Annotated in this window: 20 protein-coding genes and 1 tRNA gene; 16 read left to right on the forward strand and 5 right to left on the reverse strand. The window is 43.7% G+C overall.

The features are described 5' to 3' along the window. Positions 1-117: 117 nt before the first annotated feature. From IJ23_RS10445 to IJ23_RS10455, 3 genes are all read left to right on the forward strand, one after another. Positions 118-208: transfer RNA gene (locus IJ23_RS10445), tRNA-Ser, on the forward strand. Between the two features lie 276 nt (positions 209-484). Next, positions 485-1,243 (forward strand): hypothetical protein, encoded by a 759-nt coding sequence (locus IJ23_RS10450; protein WP_033906220.1) that lies wholly within the window; start codon positions 485-487, stop codon positions 1,241-1,243. A gap of 103 nt (positions 1,244-1,346) precedes the next feature. Further along, positions 1,347-2,378, forward strand: coding sequence for a hypothetical protein (locus IJ23_RS10455; RefSeq protein WP_033906221.1), 1,032 nt, complete (start codon positions 1,347-1,349; stop codon positions 2,376-2,378). 163 nt (positions 2,379-2,541) lie between these two features. Here IJ23_RS10455 and IJ23_RS10460 read toward each other — a convergent pair whose 3' ends face one another. Continuing rightward, the gene (locus IJ23_RS10460; protein ID WP_005374274.1) at positions 2,542-2,898 is read right to left on the reverse strand and encodes a YibL family ribosome-associated protein; all 357 of its coding nucleotides are present in this window, start codon (positions 2,896-2,898) and stop codon (positions 2,542-2,544) included. An 85-nt stretch (positions 2,899-2,983) separates the two neighbouring features. Further along, positions 2,984-3,979 (reverse strand): 2-hydroxyacid dehydrogenase, encoded by a 996-nt coding sequence (locus IJ23_RS10465; RefSeq protein ID WP_033906222.1) that lies wholly within the window; start codon positions 3,977-3,979, stop codon positions 2,984-2,986. Positions 3,980-4,221: 242 nt separating this feature from the next. Between IJ23_RS10465 and IJ23_RS10470 the strand changes: the two genes are divergently transcribed. Then, on the forward strand, positions 4,222-4,704 hold the full coding sequence (locus IJ23_RS10470) for a L,D-transpeptidase family protein (protein ID WP_017819702.1): 483 nt from the start codon (positions 4,222-4,224) through the stop codon (positions 4,702-4,704). Between the two features lie 35 nt (positions 4,705-4,739). On the opposite strand, the gene IJ23_RS10475 is transcribed toward IJ23_RS10470, so the two are convergent. Next, complete coding sequence (locus IJ23_RS10475; RefSeq protein ID WP_033906223.1) at positions 4,740-5,450, reverse strand: glycerophosphodiester phosphodiesterase family protein; 711 nt, start codon at positions 5,448-5,450, stop codon at positions 4,740-4,742. Between the two features lie 230 nt (positions 5,451-5,680). On the opposite strand from IJ23_RS10475, the gene IJ23_RS10480 reads away from it, so the two are divergent. From IJ23_RS10480 to IJ23_RS10520, 9 genes are all read left to right on the forward strand, one after another. Continuing rightward, positions 5,681-6,346, forward strand: coding sequence for a response regulator transcription factor (locus IJ23_RS10480; RefSeq protein WP_005386018.1), 666 nt, complete (start codon positions 5,681-5,683; stop codon positions 6,344-6,346). Beyond that, positions 6,346-7,719, forward strand: a complete 1,374-nt coding sequence (locus IJ23_RS10485) for a sensor histidine kinase (RefSeq protein ID WP_033906224.1) — start codon at positions 6,346-6,348, stop codon at positions 7,717-7,719. Before IJ23_RS10480 ends, IJ23_RS10485 begins: the two co-directional genes overlap by 1 nt. A gap of 207 nt (positions 7,720-7,926) precedes the next feature. Further along, complete coding sequence (locus tag IJ23_RS10490) at positions 7,927-10,020, forward strand: TonB-dependent siderophore receptor (RefSeq protein ID WP_033906225.1); 2,094 nt, start codon at positions 7,927-7,929, stop codon at positions 10,018-10,020. A 74-nt stretch (positions 10,021-10,094) separates the two neighbouring features. After that, positions 10,095-10,862: a DUF3450 domain-containing protein gene (locus IJ23_RS10495; protein ID WP_005374260.1), complete on the forward strand. Its 768-nt coding sequence runs from the start codon at positions 10,095-10,097 to the stop codon at positions 10,860-10,862. Continuing rightward, positions 10,863-12,230 (forward strand): MotA/TolQ/ExbB proton channel family protein, encoded by a 1,368-nt coding sequence (locus IJ23_RS10500; RefSeq protein ID WP_033906226.1) that lies wholly within the window; start codon positions 10,863-10,865, stop codon positions 12,228-12,230. After that, on the forward strand, positions 12,230-12,784 hold the full coding sequence (locus tag IJ23_RS10505) for a MotA/TolQ/ExbB proton channel family protein (RefSeq protein ID WP_017635540.1): 555 nt from the start codon (positions 12,230-12,232) through the stop codon (positions 12,782-12,784). The genes IJ23_RS10500 and IJ23_RS10505 overlap by 1 nt, the downstream gene beginning before the upstream one ends. Continuing rightward, on the forward strand, positions 12,781-13,185 hold the full coding sequence (locus tag IJ23_RS10510; protein WP_005374257.1) for an ExbD/TolR family protein: 405 nt from the start codon (positions 12,781-12,783) through the stop codon (positions 13,183-13,185). The genes IJ23_RS10505 and IJ23_RS10510 overlap by 4 nt, the downstream gene beginning before the upstream one ends. Then, positions 13,185-13,805 (forward strand): energy transducer TonB, encoded by a 621-nt coding sequence (locus IJ23_RS10515; protein WP_033906227.1) that lies wholly within the window; start codon positions 13,185-13,187, stop codon positions 13,803-13,805. Before IJ23_RS10510 ends, IJ23_RS10515 begins: the two co-directional genes overlap by 1 nt. After that, the gene (locus IJ23_RS10520; RefSeq protein WP_033906228.1) at positions 13,802-14,974 is read left to right on the forward strand and encodes a tetratricopeptide repeat protein; all 1,173 of its coding nucleotides are present in this window, start codon (positions 13,802-13,804) and stop codon (positions 14,972-14,974) included. The genes IJ23_RS10515 and IJ23_RS10520 overlap by 4 nt, the downstream gene beginning before the upstream one ends. Positions 14,975-15,042: 68 nt before the next feature. Here IJ23_RS10520 and IJ23_RS10525 read toward each other — a convergent pair whose 3' ends face one another. Then, complete coding sequence (locus tag IJ23_RS10525; protein WP_033906229.1) at positions 15,043-15,531, reverse strand: hypothetical protein; 489 nt, start codon at positions 15,529-15,531, stop codon at positions 15,043-15,045. Next, the gene (locus tag IJ23_RS10530; protein WP_033906230.1) at positions 15,528-15,980 is read right to left on the reverse strand and encodes a hypothetical protein; all 453 of its coding nucleotides are present in this window, start codon (positions 15,978-15,980) and stop codon (positions 15,528-15,530) included. Before IJ23_RS10530 ends, IJ23_RS10525 begins: the two co-directional genes overlap by 4 nt. Positions 15,981-16,261: 281 nt before the next feature. Between IJ23_RS10530 and IJ23_RS10535 the strand changes: the two genes are divergently transcribed. Genes IJ23_RS10535 through IJ23_RS10545 form a run of 3 tightly spaced genes read left to right on the forward strand, consistent with a single transcriptional unit; the run spans position 16,262 to position 18,298 of the window. Then, the gene (locus tag IJ23_RS10535; RefSeq protein WP_021035904.1) at positions 16,262-16,891 is read left to right on the forward strand and encodes a PepSY-associated TM helix domain-containing protein; all 630 of its coding nucleotides are present in this window, start codon (positions 16,262-16,264) and stop codon (positions 16,889-16,891) included. Between the two features lie 21 nt (positions 16,892-16,912). Further along, positions 16,913-17,452, forward strand: coding sequence for a DUF2271 domain-containing protein (locus IJ23_RS10540; protein WP_033906231.1), 540 nt, complete (start codon positions 16,913-16,915; stop codon positions 17,450-17,452). Positions 17,453-17,467: 15 nt separating this feature from the next. Next, positions 17,468-18,298 (forward strand): DUF4198 domain-containing protein, encoded by an 831-nt coding sequence (locus IJ23_RS10545; protein WP_025768070.1) that lies wholly within the window; start codon positions 17,468-17,470, stop codon positions 18,296-18,298. Positions 18,299-18,306: the final 8 nt, after the last annotated feature.

The following is an 18,306-nucleotide window of genomic DNA, read 5'->3' on the forward strand; positions in this document are numbered from 1 at the left end:
TAGGACATCGCCAGGCTTTAAACATCGCTTTCAAGTTTCCTTTTCACTTGGTATAACTGAAGGCAAAACTAAAAATTAGCATCAATAGTATAAGACTAAGTTTTAGTAACAATTTGTGGAGAGATGGCTGAGTGGTTGAAAGCACCGGTCTTGAAAACCGGCATACGTTAATAGCGTATCTAGGGTTCAAATCCCTATCTCTCCGCCACTTTTAAAAAACCGCTGTTCTTACAGCGGTTTTTTTGTATCTGCTGTTTTTTAACCGCTGTTATCGAAACTTCTAATTGGTTTTTCTCTAGCTCTTTCTCCAAGTTTTTGCGTACCTACATTGGGTTTAGTTTACGCAGTAATACCTTCAATCGAAGACATTTCCATACGTGTCATTTGGGCTTCAAATAGAGCTTTGTTAAGTCTCAACGTGGGATGCTTAAACGCATTTTGATAGAGTCCCAGTCTAAATACTGCAAATGTACTTGGAGGAAAAATGAAGCTACTTTACTGGTTAGATGAATGGCAAGCTCTTACTCAACAAGAACAAGAGACGGCTTTACCTATCTCTGGCTACGATTTACTTGATGATGTGTTTGTGAAGTATGAACTCGTCGATCTTAACAAGCCATTGTTGTTCACATTTTCTCCTTCCGGTACTGATGTGCAGGTACAAGACTTAACTCCGGATTTTCCTCCTTGGGGCTACGAGCTCGGAATACAACAAAAAGTAAACATTATTGCCTTTCAACATTTAGGACAAAGTAATTGGTTCCGTAGTCGGAATTTGATTTTCTTTCTGGAGCAGCTATCTGAGTTGCTTCATCCCTTCAAATGTCGTTTGGGTTATGGGCAAAGTCGAGGTGGCTTTGCAATTGGCGCGTTCGCTAACTTGCTGAAACTAGAACATCTTTTGTTGTTTTATCCTGTTAGCACTAAAAATAAAGCGTTAGTGCCTTGGGATGATCGGCCGAGTACTGAGCTTGCTCAGTTTGCTTGGGAAAGCGGCTACCATGATCGAGATTTGGGCAATGCCAAAGGTTATATTATTTATGACCCATCCAATCGCATTGATCGTCTTCATGCTGAACGTTATCCAGAGCTTACCCATTTAAAAGTCGTCGGTATGGGACACGGCACTCAATCCACACAATTAGATAAATTAGAATTTTTTAATCTGGTGGCGCAGGAGTTTGTTCGCCATCAAACCTTAGATATTGACCAATTTAATAAGCAAATTCACGCTTTGTTTTAAAAGAGGACTGATATCAGAGTCCCCTGTAACCAGGGAGAGATGATCACACACTAAAAACTAGATTTTTAACACAATTGCTAGGCGCAATTTAGATGGAGGATTAATGAAGTTACTGTACTGGTTGGATGAATGGCTGGCTCTTTCTCGTGAAGAACAGCAAACCAGGCTACCGATGTCCGGGGAGGACTTACTTGATGATGTATTTGTTAAGTATGAGTTTATCGACCGCAATAAACCGTTGTTGTTCACCTTTTCCCCTGCTGGTACGAATCTACAAGTACAGGACTTACACTCAGACTTTGCGCCTTGGGGTTATCGCTTAGCCCAGAAACAAAAAGTAAATATTATTTCATTTCAGCATCTTGGGAAAAGTAACTGGTTTCGTAGCCGTAATTTGATTTTCTTTCTAGAGCAACTGTCGACTTTACTTGAGCCCTTTGAATGTCGTTTAGGCTATGGACTTAGCCGCGGTGGTTTTGCTATTGGTGCATTTTCTAATCTATTAAAATTGGATCAAGTATTGATGTTTCACCCGGTCAGCACAAAAAACAAAGTTTTGGTGCCATGGGATGATAGGCCAAGTACTGAACTAGCCCAACAATTTGATTGGGAAGGAAAGTATCATGACCTTGACCTTGGCGATGCAAAAGGCTACATCATTTATGATCCAACTAATGAAATCGACCGCCTTCACGCCAAACGCTACCCAGAGCTCACTCACTTAAGAGTCTTCGGGATGGGACATGGTACCCACGCGACGTATTTGAATAAATTCGGTTTTTATAAGCAAGTGGCCGTAGACTTTATACGTTATCAGAAGATAGATATAGCGCAGTTTCGTCATCAGACCAAAACGCTGCGCTTAAAAGAAGATTACTATCAGTGCCTTAACAAGGCGAATGCGAGCTCACAGCATCGTTTAAACTTACTGAGTACCGCTCATAATGTACTAATTGAAGAAAAGAAAGAACATGTGAAGGAGCATCAAGCGCAAATCGATATTCAGCCACTTGTTGATATTGCACTTAAGCATGAGTATGACAACCCGAAAGATGCAGTACAGCTTTTGGAAGTCGCTCAGCAGTTGGTTCCGAATGATCCTGTTGTGGAGCACAAGTTGCAGCAACTGTCGTAACGTTGAGATGTAATGCGTACGATATTGGTCGAAATAGGTCAGTGGCTTTTGTCGCTGGCCTTTTTAATAGCTTATGGATTGATATGTCGATGAAATCTAATGAAGCAGTACAAAATAAAAAGCCCAAGCAAATGCTTAGGCTCCATAAATGTTAATGCGAGTTTTAAAACTCTTTTGGCGCAAAGCCTGTCATCACATCAAGGCGAAGTTCTTTACCAACTTTTGTTAATGGGTGAACGATTACTAAGCCGCGTACGCGTTTTTTCAGTTTGCCGATGTCCGCTTGTTCTGCTTTGGTGATTTCACGAGAGAAAGGCATATCAAGTAAGCTTTTACGTTCTTTGTTCAGCTCATAGTTTTGCTTGTGCTTTAACTGGTTAAGCTTTTTGGTAAGCTGTTCTACTTCATCCGTGAACTTTGTAATCATTTCGTGATCACCACGAGAACGTGCCGCATCAAGTTTACGTTGGCATGTATCTAAACGGTTGTGCAGCTTTTGAATATCAGTTTTTATGCTCATGGTAATTTGGCTCAAATTTTAAATAGTCGAGAAGTATAGCATAGCTGAGATCACACGCTCTACTATACTTCTCGATTGTCTGGCTTTAGTTAATCAGTTCATTGCCCGATACGTTACCAGAGAAAAAGGCTTCGACGTTATCAAGCGTCACAGAGGCAATATTATTAAGTGCTTCGTGAGTCAAGAATGCTTGGTGGCCAGTAAACAGCACGTTATGACAAGCCGATAAACGGCGGAAAACATCATCTACAATGACATCGTTAGATTTATCTTGGAAGAATAAGTCTTTTTCATTGTCATACACGTCTAGGCCAAGCGCACCAATCTTACCTTGTTTCAACGCTTCTATCGCTGCTAGTGAATCTAGCAACTCGCCTCGACTGGTGTTAATGATCATCACGCCATCTTTCATTTGCGCGAAGGCTTTTTCGTTCAGTAAGTGATAGTTTTCTTCACTCATTGGGCAATGGAGAGAGATAACATCCGCATTAGCGTAGATTTCTTCAAGCGAACAGTAACGGGCTCCCATTTCTAGCGCTAATGGGTTTTCGTAGGGGTCGTAGCAAAGCAGCTCCATGCCAAGCCCTTTGAAGATACGCATCGTCGCGATACCAATCTTACCCGTACCAATAACACCAACGGTTTTTCCGAAAAAGTTAAAGCCAACAAGACCTTCTAGCGAGAAGTTGGCGTCACGTGTCCGTTGGTAGGCCTTGTGAAGACGGCGGTTTAGGCACATCATTAAACCAACCGTGTGCTCTGCCACTGCCTCTGGTGAGTAAGCAGGAACTCGAACCACTTGTAAACCTAGTTCTTTGGCTGCTTGTTGATCAACTTTATCAAATCCCGCGCAGCGCATAGCAATAAGCTTGGTCCCGCCCAGAGAAAGCTGTTTAAGGACAGGAGCTGAAAGATCATCATTAACAAACGCACATACGACATCACTGCCGTGCGCCATCTTGGCTGTTTTTTCGGTTAGTCGGAAGTCGTGATAGTGAAATTCAAAATCGCGGTTATTTTTAATTTTATTAAAAGAGGCTTCGTCGTAGGATTTTGCACTAAAAAAAGCAATGTTAATCATGGTTCCCTCTCAAAAAGTGCGGACTTTATAAATAAATATGCTTATAAAGTAATGCAACTTAGCCGCAATGAATAGAGAAATCTTCTCTTTGACTTTTGTTGTATCAAACAACAACAAGAAGTACGCCTTTCAGCGAGTGCTATCTTACGGTTCCGCATTAGATACTGTTTGCTTTACGAGCATTAACTGACTAGCATTATCGCTCTTTTCTTGTTCACTTTATTAGCTTAGGCGTTACGACAATGTCAGTAAAATGGTGCTCTATGTTCTTGTGTTGTGTGTTTGCTTCGGGCACTCACGCAGCTGTTGACCTTGTTAAAGTCGACAAGTCTAAGCGTCGAATGTATTTGATGGAACAAGGAGCAGTGCTAAAAGAATACCGAATTGCTTTAGGAGCGAACCCTCAAGGACATAAACAAGAAGAGGGAGACAATCGCACGCCAGAGGGCGAGTACACTCTAGATTATGTTATAGAGGACTCTGCTTTTTATCGTTCTGTGCATATCAGTTACCCTGATGCGATTGATACGTTGGAAGCGAAGCGCCGAGGGGTGTCCCCTGGAGGGAACATCAAAATTCATGGCTTAAAAAACGGTGAGAGTCAGTTGCCGATTTACATCCAAAGTTTTGATTGGACTAATGGGTGTATTGCGATTACCAACGAGGAGATGGATGAATTTATCCAGCTTGTCGAGATGGGGACACCAATTCAGATTGAGTGGTAATAAAAGGTCCCCTTTAATGTTCTGGCTCTTATAGGCTATGGCATAAAGCGCTGTGGATGATCACTAAAAATACCGTCTAACTGAGGCAGGTATTTCAGTTTATTTGGATTGTTCACCGTATAGCACATCACTTTGTAACCGGCTTGTTGGAGTTTGTTTATCTGGCGAGTACGAACCCAGTTAATGTTTAGGTTGCAGCTATAGGCACTAACTTCTTCCAAAAGGCGTTTATCTTTTCTCGTAAAGAATTCACTTAACACACCCAATCGGTAGCCACTGCAGTATTTGTGCATCGCTCTAATGGCGTCATGACTAAAGCTCGATAGGAGTACATTCTCTTGCGGCATTGGACTTTTTGCTAACGCATTGGCGAGAGTCTGCGCCACTTCTTCCGCTGGATGGTTGTCTACTTTAACTTCGATATTCAAGTTAAGCTTATTCTCAGTAGCTAAAGTGAGCAGTTCATCTAGTGTCACGATCTTCTCGCCTGAAAAGTCTGTGCTAAACCAACTACCGAAATCTAATGCTTTTAACTCTTCCAGGGTGAGCTCATCAACACGGCCTTGTCCATTGCTGCATCGATTGACGGTATGATCATGGCAAACCACTAAAACATTATCTTTGGTAGGCTGTATATCCACTTCCACCCACTTCAACCCCAGGTCAATGGCTGCCTGAATGCTTATTTTTGTATTCTCAGGGTATGAACCTGCCACGCCACGGTGACCAATTAATAACGTTTCCATTCGCTTTATCTTTTGCTTTGCGGTTGCCAGATTGTACTCGTTTTTTCTATGAAGATATATCTAGGTGCATATTGTTAGGAACCTTTAGTAAAAGTGAACATTAAACTCTAATGGCACGTTGCTGCTTCTTGGACTGAGTCCTGTGGACTTAAAGCCTTAGAGTGTGTAGTTGTTTAATTAGTAAATGAGTAATAAAATGCGAACCATTTTTATTTGAATGGTGAGTGGTAATGTCACGAGTTTTGATAGTCGATGATGACGTTCCTTTGTGTGAGCTGTTAGAAGCGGTTTTGCAAGAGGAGGGCTACATCGTCTCTTCTGTGCATTGCGGTGAAAGTGCGCTGCAATATATGGAAAAAACGCCTGTAGATCTTGTATTGCTTGATGTCATGTTACCAAACCTTAACGGCATGCAAGTTGCTCGTAGGATCTGTCAGCGCTTCGCGACACCTATTCTAATGCTTACCGCTCTCAACGATGAAAACTCGATGCTTGATGGTTACCAAGCGGGGGCCGATCAGTATATCGGAAAGCCCTTTAATGTCGCTGAGCTTCTAATGCGCATCAAAGCGATTCTTCGTCGTGTTGGCTTGGAACGTCAACGTCAGACGATGTGTAGTACCGTTCAAACGATCAGCGACCAGCTTAATAGCTTACCCCTCACAAGTACGGAAGCTGAACTATTGAGCTACTTGGTAAAAAACCAAGGAGTCGTGATTTCAAAAGCAGAGCTTCAAACCGAAGTGTTAAAGAAAGAGCTGAGTCCTTTTGATCGCAACCTTGATATGCACATCAGTAACATACGTCGCAAGTTAGTTGAGGCGGGGCTTTCCAAGCAACATATCAAAACCTTCCGTGGCAAAGGTTACAGTTATTTAGAGGCTGTAAACCGTTAATGAAGCTCCGGTGTCCACCTTTTATTGCAAAACGTAAAGATAGCTTAGCGTTCAAGTTATTTAGTTGCATGACCGCAATTGTCATTAGTATTTTGGTCGTGCAATCCTTAGCGGAACAAGCTCTGGTGAAAGCCATGTTGAAAGTGCCCGATAGTGTGCGAGAAGAAATGCTAGACCTTGCACATCAAGCCAATGTATTGATTGAGCACGGAGACATGGACGAACTTGCTGACTGGGCAAATGCGCAAAACTTTTATTTATTTGTGTTGAATGAACATCAGCAACCAGTTACGCACCGTCTGATGCATCCGCACTTCGAGTTCAAACTTCAATTTAAGAGAAGCATTGATGATCAACTTGAGGGGAAAGTGAATCGCCCCATCATCAATATTCCTTTAGTTCATGGCAATACTTTAGTGATTCAATTGCCACATCGACTGCACCCTGCAAATGACTTCATTCTGTATTTCTCTATTCTCAAAGTCGTGATTGCAGTGGTTATTTTGGCGCTCTTTTCGCTGCTAATGGCACGTAACTTACAGCAACCATTGGATCGATTGAGAGAAGCAAGCAAAAAGCTATCTAATGGCGATTTTAATGTCAGTGTCGTGAAAGAGCTGAAGTCGAGCACGCGTGAGTTTAACGAGTTAGCGCAAGACTTCGATCACATGACGCAACAGATTCATTCTCTCGCTGAAAAGCAGCGACTGCTTATAAGAGATGTCTCTCACGAATTGAGAACGCCGTTAGCGAGGCAGAACTTGGTTCTGCATCTTTTGCGAAAGCGTGTTGGAGAAAGTGAGCAAAGCCTAGTGACAAGGCTAGAAGATGAAGCAAAAGAGCTAAACCATTTGATCAGCGATATATTGGAGTTCAGTCGCTTGGAAAATGCGCGCTTCGACAAAGCCACGAAACGCTGTGATTTAGAAGTTTTGCTCTCCCCGCAAGTAGAACGTTGCAAAATAGATTTGAAGTCAGAACAGACGTTGTCTTTCCGCTCAGAAGCTGTATGTGCTAAAGCCATTTGTGAAGAAACGCTGGTCATTCGTTGTTTGAACAATCTTATTGGTAATGCCATTAAATATTCAGGACCAGCATCTCAGATAGAAGTTTCTCTGGAAAATTATGTCAAAGAAGGGCAGCAGTTCACCATCATGTCAGTATCTGATGATGGGCCTGGTATTCCAGATAACAAGCTGGTCGATATTTTTGATCCGTTTACACGCTTAGATGCTTCTAGAGATAAAAAGCTTGGTGGCTACGGTTTAGGTCTTGCGATTGTCAAAGAATCCATGCGTATTATGGGTGGAGCAGTTACGGCGAAAAACCGTGAGCAAGGTGGTCTGAGGGTTACTTTAGTGTTCAAGCAATAAGTATGATTAAGTCGTAATTTTTGTGATTAACATCACATTATCATGGCGCATCATCAGAGAGTACTTTACAAAAGTTTGCAAATGCAAAGAATGTAAATTTAATGCAAATGGTAATACTTATCACTTATATTCACCCGCGAAATAATTAAGAGGGAATCGCATTCAACAAGTATGTGACCCGAAAAATAATAATCGGAGTGAAAGGATATGTTTACTAAGAGCCATTTGGCGTTAGTGATCGGTGCAGTGTTAGCAACACCTGCAGTGGCGGAAGTTCAAACAGACGAACATGTAATTGTAGAAGGTCGAGAGTTCGGCTACAAGGCGGATACAAACAGTACAGCAATGCGCATGGAAATGACGCAGCTGGAAACGCCGGGACAAGTAGCGGTTATCGATGAAACGGTAATTGATGAGCAGCGTGCAAGTACACTTGGTGAAGTGCTACGTAACGATGCAAGTGTTAGCGCGGGTGGTACAAGCCGTAACCGCGAACGTTTCTCTCTACGTGGTTTTGAACTTAGCAGTTCAGACGGTTTTCTTCGTGATGGCCGTCAACACTGGTCACACTACCGTCAGCCAATTGAGCTTTTAGAGCGTGTTGAAGTGCTTAAAGGTCCATCAGGTCTGCTATACGGTAAATCTGAGCCGGGTGGCTTGGTAAACATGGTTTCGAAAAAACCAACAACTCAAACACAAGCAAGTTTGAGCCAAGATCTAGGTTCGAATGATCACTCACGCACTGTGCTTGATGTGAGCGGCGCGCTAAATGATGCAGAGACACTGCGAGCGCGCGCAATTTTTGCCAAAGAAAGCTACGGCTCTTGGCGCAGGTACGGTGATGGCACTGAGCCTAAAACAGATCGTACGGTAGCTGGCCTAGTGGTTGAGTACGATATCACAGACAACTTTATGGTATCGGCTCATTACGATCGCACGAAAGACGATGGTAGCGTGGACTCTGGCGCATACATTGTTGATGGCAAAGCGGTTCGCGGTGATAAGTACATTTGGGATGCGCAGTGGTCTGAAATTGATAACGAAGTAGAAAACTACGGTGTCGATATTAATGCGCAAGTCACGGATAACGTGAACGTAAAAGCAGGTTACAACCGCCAAGACTTTAAGCGTTTTGATGTAGAGTCTTACCCTAAGTTTGATCAGTATGAAGAGTTAAATACGATTAAGCATCGAGGCAACGATCGCTCCGATAATTGGGTATTTGATACTGCATATATAGATGTGACGACGGACTTTACTTTGTTCGGTACGGAAAACACGTTGTTAGTGGGCGCTAACTACTTAGATTACAGTTATGATCGCTTTATGGCATTTCATAATGAGGCGAGTATTGCGCCAGGAGAAACGGTGCCTAAGCCTAGCTATCGTAGTTCGAAGAAATCACCAACTGCTGAGTACGATACTTGGGGTATCTACGCGCAAAATATGATGACGATTAATGATTACTGGCAAGTGCTTGCAGGTGTTCGTTATGACGAAAAGCGTGATGATGAACTGACCGAAAACCAGGTTTCTCCAAAATTTGGTGTCATTTTCCACCCATCGACGAATGGCTCGGTTTACGTTCAGTATTCTGAAAGCTTCATGCCTCAAGGTGAAGTCAGCAACGGTAGTCGTACCTACATCAATGAAGGTGAGAAACTCGACGCTGAGCGTGGTATCTCTTATGAAATCGGTACGAAGTGGGAACTGTTTGATCAGCGTTTATTTGTATCTGGTGCTGTGTTTGATATCACGTTAGAGAACATCTCGCTGGATGTTGAAAGCGGCAAAGACGCGGGCGGCAATCTCCTACACAAGAAAACGCAAGGTGGTGAGCAAGTTCACAAAGGCGCTGAGTTAATGGCTCAAGGTTTTGTGACCCCAGAGTTGTCGCTAACCGCTTCTGCAATGTATTTGGATGCAGAGCTTAAGAAGGCAGAAAGATATGAAGGTAACCGCCCTGTAGACGTGCCAGAGTTCTCGGCAAGTCTATGGTCTAGCTACAAGGTTCAAGACAACACTAACTTAAACCTTGGTTTGATTTATGAAGGTGATCGCTACGGTGATGCACAGAACACCTTCAAGAAAGATGGCTACGCTCGCGTTGATATGGGCGTGTCATACAAACATAAGTACGATGAAAACTTGGATATTATTGCTCGATTCAATGTCGAGAATTTATTCGATACCGACTACTTCGCAGGTGGTGGTAGCACGAATGGCGAGCAAAAAGGTGCGAGTGGGGTTGTGGTTGGAGAAAGCCGCAACTACATGGCAACAATCCAGTTCAAGTACTGATAACAATTTGATTATTAAAGGGGAAGGGTAGTCTTCCCCTTTGGTCGTTTTTGGAACACAGAAATATAACTCGTATGAATCTAATGAAATCAAGTATCGCTCTGTTGATATCATCGGTTTTGATTCCCGCTCACGCGGCGAACTTAAACGATGCACAAGCTGTGCAGAGTAAAACAAACCAGTCGTCGGCGGTAAGCCAAAAACGTATTGATGCAAGCGCAGAAAAATCACTTACTCTAGAAGCTGAAATTGAGCAGCTGCAAGAGGAAGTCGGTAACTTGAAGATTTATCGCGATCATCTTGCAAGCCTTGTTGAAAGTCAAAATCAAGAAGTTGATAGCTTGAACGAGCAAATTGAGCAGATTGCTCAAACTCGTCAAGGTGTCGTGCCTTTGATGTATCACATGCTTGAGGGCTTAAAAGTGCTCGTCGCTAACGACAAGCCTATACGCAAAGCGCAACGTGAGGAGCGAATTGCAAAGCTGGATTCCATGATGACGCGTGCAGACGTTGCGGATGCAGAGAAGTTTCGTCGTATTTTAGAAGCGTACCAAATTGAAATGGATTACGGCACCAAGCTTGGCGTTTACCAAGGCAAGATTAACCTAGGTGACAATGAAGCTGTGGAGGCGGACATTCTCTATTTAGGGCGTTTGTCTTTGGTAGCGCGTAGCTTATCTGGTGACACATTTTGGAGCTGGTCACAGCAACAACAAGCATGGCAACAAGTGGGTTCTGAGCAAAAATCAGAGCTAGATAAAGCGTTCGCTATGGCGAATAAACAGATCGCGCCGAGTATGTTAACTCTGCCAGTGTCGTTAACCGCTGCGGAGGGCAAATAAATGATGAAAAAATGGTTATCGGTTGCACTAATCTCGACAGCCGCATTAATGCCTCATACAACTGTTGCTAGTGATGCGTTGTTACAAAAGGCGCAGCAAGAAAATCGTCAACAGCAATCGCACAATGTCACGCGTGAATCAGGTTTTAAGCAAACAGAGCAAGAGCTACAGGCTATAAAGAATAAATTGGCAGCAGAGCGAGCTGCTCTTCAAGCAGAAGCGGATTCATTAAGTGTTACTTTCGGTGAAAACGAAGCGGAACTGGCGCAGCTAGAAGAAAAGCTACGTCTAGAAACCGGGAGCTTAGGTGAGCTATTTGGCGTCGTTCGCCAGACCGCAAAAGAGCTAGAGTCAGAGCTCAAGAGCTCAGTAACGGGTGTAGATGCAAACTCATATCAGAAAGATATCGATGCTATTGTTGCGGCTAAATCACTGCCAACGTTGACCCAACTTCAGGCGATGTGGCGCAGCATGGAAGAACAAATCAAAGCAAGCGGTGAAATGGCAAACGTCTCTTTCACACTGCTAAATGGCGAAGGTCGTGAACAAACGGTTAATGGTGTTCGTCTTGGTTCTATGGCGCTGCTGGATGAGACTGGCTACGTTAAGTGGAATGGTCAACGCGGAGACGCGGTAAACTATCTTCGTCAGCCTGAGAACGGTCCAACAGCGAATACTATTTCCTCTGGTGACATTGATGCACTTGTCATTGATCCATCACGTGGCATTCTTCTTGAACAGCTTGCAAACTCACCGACTTTGGCTGATCGCCTAAATGCGGGTGGCGTTGTCGGTAAAATAATCCTTGGTTTATTGGCTATCGGCCTATTGATTGCGCTCGTACGTGGTGCATCACTGATGATTTCGCGCCAGAAAATCATGAAGCAACTGAAAACCCCAGCGCAGCCAGGAAACAACCCTTTGGGTCGCGTGCTTGCGGTATACCAGAAAGACAAGCATCGCAGCGTAGAAGCGTTAGAACTACGTCTTTTGGAAGCTGTTGTTGATGAGCAAACCCACCTAGAAAAAGGGTTGTCGATGCTTAAGCTTCTTGCTGCTCTAGCTCCTATGCTTGGCCTACTAGGCACGGTAACGGGTATGATCGAAACCTTCCAAGTCATCACTCAATTTGGTAATGGTGATCCGAAAGTAATGGCGGGTGGTATTTCAATGGCACTTGTGACTACCGTACTTGGCCTTGTTTCAGCCATGCCTTTGCTATTAGCGCACAACGTATTGAGCTCTCAAGCAGAAAATATTCGCAGTATCTTAGAAAAACAAGGCATCGGTTTAGTTGCAGAACAAGCTGAGCGTGATATGCCGAGTAACAAAAGTCACTCTAACACCTTAGCGGAGAACGCAGCGTAATGGAGCAGATCCTACTCAGCACATTGGGTTTGATCAGTGAGGATTGGGCCACAACATTGATGAGCTTTATGCAGCAAGGTGGTCAAATCCTATGGTGGCTGGCCGCCGTCGTGGCGGTGTGCTGGCTGTTGGTTATGGAGCGAGTTATTTATCTCACAACGGTTTTCCCTGGGGTAAAAAAACAGCTTTGTGAGCAGTGGCAAGCAAGATCAGAGCACCACTCTTGGTACGCGCATCAAATCCGTGAAGGATGGATTGCAAAAGCGCAAATCGAACTGCGCCAAAACCTATCGACTATTAAGCTACTTGTGGCGGTTTGCCCAATGCTAGGGTTGTTAGGGACGGTGACAGGCATGATTACGGTGTTTGACGTAATGGCATCGCAAGGCAGCAGCAATCCGAAATTGATGGCTTCTGGTATCTCACTTGCTACGCTGCCAACCATGGCAGGTATGGTAGCAGCGCTTGCGGGCATGTTTATTCATGCTCGCCTTAGCAAAGTGTGTGAACGAAAAGCTATCCAGTTAGAACAATCTTTAAGGAGTCAAAAGTGAGACTCGGACGCAGACCTAACCAACAAGATGAAGCTCAAGTCGATTTAACCTCGATGCTTGATATCGTCTTCATCATGTTGATCTTCTTCATTGTGACCAGTTCGTTTGTACGTGAATCCGGTGTAGAAGTGAATCGCCCTCAGGCTTCTAATGTAGTAAGTCAAAAAGACGCGGGCATTTTTATCGCAGTAACGGCAGCGAATGATGTGTACATCGACAAACGAGTGGTTGATATTGAGCGTGTTGAGGCCTCTATTGAGCATCTGTTACTTGATCAGCCTGATGCCTCGTTAGTTATCCAAGCTGACGAGCATGCTTACAATGGCACTGTCGTGAAAGTGATGGACGCTGCAAAGGCAGCAGGTGTGAAAAACATTGCTTTGGCGGCGGAGAAACCTTAATGGGCAGGCTGTTACTTGCACTACCAGCATCACTGTTAATTTCTGTGAGCTTGTTTAGCTTTATGGCGTGGATGGTTGATAAAGGCAACCAGCGTGCACCAGAAGCTTCAGAAGCCGTTCGTTTTGATATGGTGATGGTAGAGAATGAAGCAGACGTGCAGCGTCGTCAACGTTCAGTGCCGGAGCAACCAGAACCACCTCAAGCGCCGGAGCCAATGGATCTGTCTCAAGCTGACACTCAAATGGAACCAATGAGTCAGATGACGCCAGTCAGTGCTTTAGGTTTAAACACAGCCCTTGAAGGCATCGCGATTAGCGCCCCAAACTTGAAGGGAACAATGGGCAACCAGCAAGCACTGCCGTTGTATTGTGTTGATCCTCGCTATCCAAGTAAGGCGCTGAAACGTAGAGTGGAAGGTTATGTCATTATGCGTTTCACGATCGATGCAACTGGACGACCAAAAGATATTGAAGTGATCGAGGCTGAGCCCGAGCGCATGTTTGAAAGGGAAGCAATCCGTGCGCTTAAAAAATGGAAGTATCAGCCAAAAGTTGAGGATGGTGTGTCAATTGAGCAGTTCGGACAAACCGCTAAAGTGGAGTTCAAGTTAGCCAAATGATGAAAAAATTCTTAATCGGTACGGTATTAAGCCTGAGTGCACTCTCAACCATTGCCAGTGAGTTAAGCCAATACACCGCAGCGAGAGTTCAACGAGCACACAACTTGGCTCAGGAGGAGAAACTAAAAGAAGCGATTTCATCTCTTGAAGCTATGGAGCTTTCTCGTGGATATGACCAAGCTTATGTCGCTCGAATGTTGGGTATTTTTTACTGGCAGAACGAGCAAACTCAAGCGGCGATTAAGCAACTTGAGTTGGCAGTCAATAGTGGTTTGCTACAAGATGAGCAAGCATGGCAAACCCGAAAAATGTTGGCTGATATACTGCTGAACGAGCAACGTTTTTCTAAGGCTTTACCTCATTACTATGCCTTGAGCAAAAACATTCCTAAAGGTCAAAAAGCGCATGAACTATGGCTGCGTATTTCCCAATCTCATTATCAACTGAGTCAGTGGCAAAAAGTGCTTTCAGCAATGGCTCGTTATGAGAAGTTTGGTCAGCCAGACAAGCTTGGCGCGTTGTCGATAAAGCTTTCTGCTGAGCTAGAACTGAAAAAGTGGAAGCCGGCAATCTCGACCATCAAACGCTTAATCGTGATTGAACCTGAACGAATTGAATGGTGGCGTCAGCTTGTTGCTCTATACCTACGGGTTGATGACAACAAACGTGCCCTAGACTCTTTGGCGTTGGCAAAACTGAAAGGGTTACAACTTAGCCAAGATGACTTAAAGCTGCTGGCACAATTGTACGCGAAACGAGGTATTCCTGAGAGAGCTGCGTTGGTGATGAACGAGCTAGAGGATGTAAACTCGAATAGTAAGCTAAAAGCCCAGCAAGCAACGTATTGGCAAATGGCAAAAGAGTGGGAAGAGTCTATTGATAGCTGGCGTATTGCAGCTCAGCTAGATAGGCAGTATTACTGGAACTATTCTCAACTGTTGGTGCAAGAAGGCCATTATAAAGATGCCATTGCCGCGCTCGATAAGGTCAGAGGTCGTAAAGCGGATGTTGCACTTATCAAAACTCGCGCTTACTACAAACTTAAGCGGTTTGACGATGCGCTCGCTAATGCCAAAAGAGCGAATGAGATTAAGCCATCGAATCAGGCAAAAAGTTGGGTTAAGTATCTATCTCAGCTACGCAAAGTAGAATCGACGCAGGACTCATAGCGAACATTTTTATTAAATACCCGAGCTCAGTCTCGGGTATTTTTTTTGTCTAAAGTCATAAAGGCTATTTACTGCATGAGTTTTTCATAAAAGGCTAACGCATCAAATGGTCGGGAGAAAAAGGGGCTTTTCTCTATATATTCTTGATGTACTTTGCTCAGTGTTTCAAACTTTTCTATAGATGTAGGTTCGATATGAAAAGCAAGGCTTTCAGTCGATTCTACAAGCTTTAATGTTGAGGTTCTTGAAGCGTTATTTTTTGCTATTAATAAGTAATATGCTAGTTCTTGTTTCTCTTTTAAGACACAAGCTTCAAAAGCTTTTTCGCTTAAAAACGGCAGAACAGGAGTTAATGCTTCTATATGGTTCTTTGAATACTCTAGGGTTTTTTTGTCAGGCGTATTCTGTTTTGCCATAGACTCACACTGCTTTATCTTAGCACCATAATTATCAATAGATTGGCTTACATTTTTAAATAAACTGTCTTCAAATTTTGCATTTGCTAAAGCGACACTTGAGAAAAATGATAAGAGTATTATTACAGCGTTCTTGTTCATATTTTACATCCATCTGAGATCGCTTTCCAAAATCTATATTGCTTGCTATCGTGTACATGATCAAGTGCTTGGAAAGTGGCGATTTTTTCGATTTCTCTCAGCTTGATCTGATCTAAGGCACTATATGATTTGAAGTAATACTCCCAATTAGCTTGTGATATACTCCAAGCAGTTTGGCTTGCATCAGAAGAAATTCCTCTTCCTAATCCAATGCTAACATTTTTAGCGGTTTCCCATCCTGGTTTGGCGGGAATAGCAGTAATTGCTTTAGATAGGCCACTACTCGCTGTCCCCTTCAGGGAGTTTCCTCCAAAAATACTCCAAAGGTTACCCAAGCTAATAAATACTTTGGCCGATCTCTCTAATTCATGTAATTCATTTATTCTATCGATAGCTTTCAAACTCTTTTCATCAAATACAATACCGATGATCGCAGGACATTTATTCATGTTTTACACCGAAAGTAATTAGGTTAAAAAGAACATAGTAACCTACGTTTATATGAGATCTATGTCATTTTTGCGAATTGAGGAAGTGGTTTAACTTTTAGTTATTTTAATTGAGATGATTATTATCTAAAAGGTAGGCAACCTGTAACTCGCATTGGCCCAAATAGCTAAAACATGCGCAAGCCAAGCTGAATTGAAAAAGTAAACAATGTAAATTAAATGCCAATACGAATGATTATCACCTAAATTATGCCCCACATTTATTGGTGATGATTGTTTCTATGTTGCTTAAAAGCAAAGGTGTTCAAACTTGGGCTCGCCGCCTACATATCTATATTTCGATGGCTCTTCTCTTAGTTACGCTGTTTTTTGCAGTAACTGGTATTACCCTCAATCGCCCCGAATTGTTTGAACGCAGTGAACCTATCATTCAACAACATACTCTGACGGTTCCGCACTCAGTTCTATTCTCACATTCAGATACCTTTCAACCTAATCGTGAAGAACTGGTGGCTTTCTTGACTAAAGAAACCGAGCTTCGCGGCACTCCCTCCGCACTAGATGTGTATACCGAAGTTGAGCAAGGTGAGTTGTTACTCGGAGAGCTGTCTATGGATTTTAAAGGCCCAGGTTATAACGCTACGGTCTTTATTGATATGACTACTGGTGCGGCAGATGTTGAAACGACGCACTACGGTATTGTTGCGCTGCTGAACGATCTACATAAAGGGCGCAACAGTGGTGGGATTTGGAAGTGGTTTATCGACGTCACTGCGCTTTTGATGGTGTTTTTTGTTCTTACAGGCGTGTGCTTGTTACTGCCTAAGAAGAAGACGCTCAGAACGTCTATGCAATGGATGAGCTTTGGTACGTTACTGTCGCTCGTAATTTATTTTGTTGCTGTTCCATAACAGCTTTTTTAGAGAACACTTATGTTGAACACAGGAAGATTTTTCCGCCGTAATCACTTTTGTAAAGCCGCTTTGATCGCGGCTTTTGCTCCTTTCTCTCTTTCCGCGGCGCCTCTACCAGATAACGCGAAGGTCGACTTCGAACTCGAACTTCCAAAGATAGATACCTCAATGTATGCACGCCCTTATGTGGCGGTTTGGGTTGAAAACGATCAGCGTAAACCGGTTAAAACCATTCAGTTATGGGTAGGGAAAGACGAATGGTTAAAAGATCTACGCAGCTGGTGGAGAAAAGCGGGTCGTTATGATCGTGAACTTGTTGATGCGGTGACTTCTGCAACACGTCCTGCTGGTCAATACCGCTTTGTCTGGGATGGAACCAATGACGCAGGGGAGCGTTTGGAACAAGGAAATTACACGTTGTACGTCGAAGTCGTTCGTGAACACGGTGGGCGAAACTACTTACGTCAAAAAATAACGCTAGCGGACAGTGACGTGCGCTATGAGCTTAAACCAACACAAGAGACGGGTGTCATCACCGTCAATTATCAAGTTAAGTGATTAAAGGACACAACAATGAAAACCAAAATGAAAGCAGTGGCATTGGCGAGTGTAATGGCAATGGGATTGGCTGTAACCACCACCGCGCAAGCACATCCACGTTGGGTTCTGCCCTCTCACTTTACGGTTTCTAAAGAAGGCGGTGACTGGCTGACATTTGATGTTACTGCCTCTCACGGAACGTTTGTTTTTGATAAGCCTGCGGGTAGTGATCAGGCATTTGTGGTGATGCCGGATGGCCGCTCTGAGCGTCCTAACTTTGTTGTTCGTGGCAAGCGTCGCTCTATGTTTGATTTCTTTTTTACAGAAGAAGGCACGCACAAAGTTGCGATTAATAATCAGCCGAGCTACTACACACAATACAAAGCGGGCCGTCGTGATACGGTGAAATGGGCGCGAGCAAGCAAAGCTGAGCGTGGTGATGTGCTTCCCGAGCAAGCGCGTGATGTGGTTACTCAACTAAGTTACACCCGAGCAGAAAGCTACATTACGGTTGGTATGCCAACGGACAAAGCGTTGGAGATTGAAGGCAAAATGCTGGAGATGAAACCGATCACGCATCCATCGGACATCATTGAAGGTGAGCCTGTGACGTTCCAGTTTTTCTTTAACGGAGAGCCACAAGAGGGCGTTACTGCTGAGATTACACGTGAAGGTACTATGTACCGAAACCATCAAGAACAAATCGATGTGGTGAGCGATAAAGATGGCAAAGTGATCTTCACGCCAGAAGTCGCCGGGCGCTACTTAATGAAAGCGAACTACAAAGGTGAATTGAAAGATAATCCATTGGCGGATAAAGCGAGTGCCAATGTTCACCTTACGTTTGAAACTCAACTTAACTAATCGAATTA

This window comes from Vibrio sp. OY15, assembly GCF_000742455.1.
In the GTDB taxonomy this organism is placed as follows: Bacteria; Pseudomonadota; Gammaproteobacteria; order Enterobacterales; family Vibrionaceae; genus Vibrio; species Vibrio alginolyticus.

Excerpts from the sequence above, each read along its gene's own strand:
- IJ23_RS10475 (WP_033906223.1), bottom strand. The coding sequence starts at position 5,450 with ATGGAAACGTTATTAATTGGTCACCGTGGCGTGGCAGGTTCATACCCT.
- IJ23_RS10500 (WP_033906226.1), top strand. The coding sequence starts at position 10,863 with ATGATGAAAAAATGGTTATCGGTTGCACTAATCTCGACAGCCGCATTA.
- IJ23_RS10480 (WP_005386018.1), top strand. The coding sequence starts at position 5,681 with ATGTCACGAGTTTTGATAGTCGATGATGACGTTCCTTTGTGTGAGCTG.
- IJ23_RS10505 (WP_017635540.1), top strand. The coding sequence starts at position 12,230 with ATGGAGCAGATCCTACTCAGCACATTGGGTTTGATCAGTGAGGATTGG.
- IJ23_RS10470 (WP_017819702.1), top strand. The coding sequence starts at position 4,222 with ATGTCAGTAAAATGGTGCTCTATGTTCTTGTGTTGTGTGTTTGCTTCG.
- IJ23_RS10450 (WP_033906220.1), top strand. The coding sequence starts at position 485 with ATGAAGCTACTTTACTGGTTAGATGAATGGCAAGCTCTTACTCAACAA.
- IJ23_RS10465 (WP_033906222.1), bottom strand. The coding sequence starts at position 3,979 with ATGATTAACATTGCTTTTTTTAGTGCAAAATCCTACGACGAAGCCTCT.
- IJ23_RS10535 (WP_021035904.1), top strand. The coding sequence starts at position 16,262 with ATGTTGCTTAAAAGCAAAGGTGTTCAAACTTGGGCTCGCCGCCTACAT.
- IJ23_RS10545 (WP_025768070.1), top strand. The coding sequence starts at position 17,468 with ATGAAAACCAAAATGAAAGCAGTGGCATTGGCGAGTGTAATGGCAATG.
- IJ23_RS10455 (WP_033906221.1), top strand. The coding sequence starts at position 1,347 with ATGAAGTTACTGTACTGGTTGGATGAATGGCTGGCTCTTTCTCGTGAA.
- IJ23_RS10530 (WP_033906230.1), bottom strand. The coding sequence starts at position 15,980 with ATGAATAAATGTCCTGCGATCATCGGTATTGTATTTGATGAAAAGAGT.
- IJ23_RS10525 (WP_033906229.1), bottom strand. The coding sequence starts at position 15,531 with ATGAACAAGAACGCTGTAATAATACTCTTATCATTTTTCTCAAGTGTC.
- IJ23_RS10490 (WP_033906225.1), top strand. The coding sequence starts at position 7,927 with ATGTTTACTAAGAGCCATTTGGCGTTAGTGATCGGTGCAGTGTTAGCA.
- IJ23_RS10515 (WP_033906227.1), top strand. The coding sequence starts at position 13,185 with ATGGGCAGGCTGTTACTTGCACTACCAGCATCACTGTTAATTTCTGTG.
- IJ23_RS10495 (WP_005374260.1), top strand. The coding sequence starts at position 10,095 with ATGAATCTAATGAAATCAAGTATCGCTCTGTTGATATCATCGGTTTTG.
- IJ23_RS10520 (WP_033906228.1), top strand. The coding sequence starts at position 13,802 with ATGATGAAAAAATTCTTAATCGGTACGGTATTAAGCCTGAGTGCACTC.
- IJ23_RS10540 (WP_033906231.1), top strand. The coding sequence starts at position 16,913 with ATGTTGAACACAGGAAGATTTTTCCGCCGTAATCACTTTTGTAAAGCC.
- IJ23_RS10485 (WP_033906224.1), top strand. The coding sequence starts at position 6,346 with ATGAAGCTCCGGTGTCCACCTTTTATTGCAAAACGTAAAGATAGCTTA.
- IJ23_RS10460 (WP_005374274.1), bottom strand. The coding sequence starts at position 2,898 with ATGAGCATAAAAACTGATATTCAAAAGCTGCACAACCGTTTAGATACA.